Origin of the sequence: Acetobacter indonesiensis (genome assembly GCF_000963945.1) — a bacterium.
Lineage (GTDB): Bacteria > Pseudomonadota > Alphaproteobacteria > Acetobacterales > Acetobacteraceae > Acetobacter > Acetobacter indonesiensis.
Genome location: NZ_BAMW01000073.1, coordinates 1 through 1,964, shown reverse-complemented (window position 1 = coordinate 1,964; position 1,964 = coordinate 1). Strand labels below are relative to the sequence as shown.

The 1,964-nt window shown below is 61.7% G+C and carries 1 protein-coding gene; it reads left to right on the top strand.

Annotated elements, in window-relative coordinates:
* Window positions 1-30: 30 nt before the first annotated feature.
* On the top strand, window positions 31-1,964 hold a 1,934-nt coding region (gene dxs, locus Abin_RS13970), incomplete at its 3' end, for a 1-deoxy-D-xylulose-5-phosphate synthase (RefSeq protein ID WP_048848011.1).

Here is a 1,964-nt window from a genome sequence, read left to right as displayed (position 1 = left end):
ACTCCCCCCGTCTCTGTAAGTGGTCCGAGCATTCCGACGCTGGGTCGTTTTCCTGCGCTGGACCGGGTGACGTATCCGTCTGACATGCGGAATTTCTCTGCCGAGCAGCTTAAGCAGGTTGCGGACGAACTGCGGGCCGAGACGATTGACGCGGTCTCCACCACGGGTGGACATCTGGGGGCGTCTCTGGGGGTGGTCGAACTGACCGTGGCCCTGCATGCCGTGTTCGATACCCCCGCTGACAAAGTGATCTGGGACGTCGGCCATCAGGCCTACCCGCACAAGATCCTGACCGGCCGCCGCGACCGGATCCGCACCCTGCGTCAGCCCGGTGGGCTGTCCGGCTTCACCCGTCGCTCTGAAAGCGAATACGACCCGTTCGGTGCCGCCCACTCCTCTACATCCATCTCTGCCGGTCTGGGCATGGCTGTGGCGCACCATCTGCGTGCCGAGGACGATCCATCCTACCGTGAACGCAGCGTCATTGCCGTAATCGGCGATGGCTCGATTTCAGCAGGCATGGCTTATGAAGCCATGAACAATGCTGCCGTGGCGGGCCCCGGTGCAGAACGGCTGATCGTCATCCTCAACGATAACGAGATGTCTATCGCCCCACCTGTGGGGGCAATGTCCAACTACCTCTCCCGCCTAATGTCCTCGCGCAAGTTCATGGGTCTGCGGGAACTGGCCGGGAAAGTGGTCAAGAAGCTGCCAGCCCCTGTGGAACGCACGGCCCGCAAGGCTGACGAATATGCCCGCGGCATGATTACCGGCGGCACACTGTTTGAAGAACTGGGCTTCTACTACGTTGGCCCGGTTGACGGGCATGACCTGCCGCAGCTGGTGTCTATTCTGCGCAACCTGCGCGACACCAATAACGGCCCCATCCTGCTGCACGTCATCACGGAAAAAGGCCACGGCTACCGCCCCGCAGAAAACGCCGGGGACAAATACCACGCAGTCGCCAAGTTCAACGTGGTCACCGGTGAGCAGAAAAAAGGCCCCTCTGGCCCGCCATCCTACACATCGGTTTTTGCACGGGAACTGGTGCGTCGCGCCGCAACGGACGACAAGATTACCGCCGTCACCGCCGCCATGCCGTCTGGCACCGGGCTTGATGCCTTTGCCAAATCCTACCCCGACCGGTTCTTTGATGTCGGCATTGCCGAACAGCATGCCGTGACTTTCGCGGCGGGCATGGCAACGGAAGGGCTGCGGCCGTTCTGCGCCATCTATTCCACCTTCCTACAGCGTGCCTATGACCAGGTGATGCATGACGTGGTGCTGCAGAAACTGCCGGTGCGCTTCGCCATTGACCGTGCCGGTCTGGTGGGTGCTGATGGCGCAACCCATGCCGGGTCGTTTGATCTTGCCTATCTGGGCTGTCTGCCGGGCATGACCCTGATGGCCCCGTCAGACGAAGTTGAACTGCTGCACATGACCGCCACCGCCTGTGCATTTGATGAAGGTCCGATTGGCCTGCGCTACCCGCGTGGCAATGGTCTGGGCCTTGATCTGCCCGCCGAAGGGCAGGTTCTGGAAATCGGCAAGGGCCGCATCATCCGTGAAATGGGCCGTCAGGCCGGGGGTGAGAAAGGCGGCATTGCCATCCTCTCGCTGGGGCCGAGACTGGCTGAAGCGCTGAAGGCCGCTGACATGCTGGCCGCCCACGGCCTGCCCCCCACGGTGGCCGATGCCCGCTTTGCCAAGCCGATTGATGTGGAACTGGTTGAAAACCTGGCCCGTAACCATGCCGTGCTGATCACGCTTGAAGAGGGCTCGATTGGCGGATTCGGCTCACAGGTCGGGCATCATCTGGCCACCACAGGCCTGCTGGACACCGTGCGCTTCCGCCCCCTCACCCTGCCAGATATCTTCATCGACCATAACTCACAGGACGCTCAATACGAGCAGGCTGAACTCACAGCTCCACACATCGTTAAAACCGCTCTCAGCGCATTGGG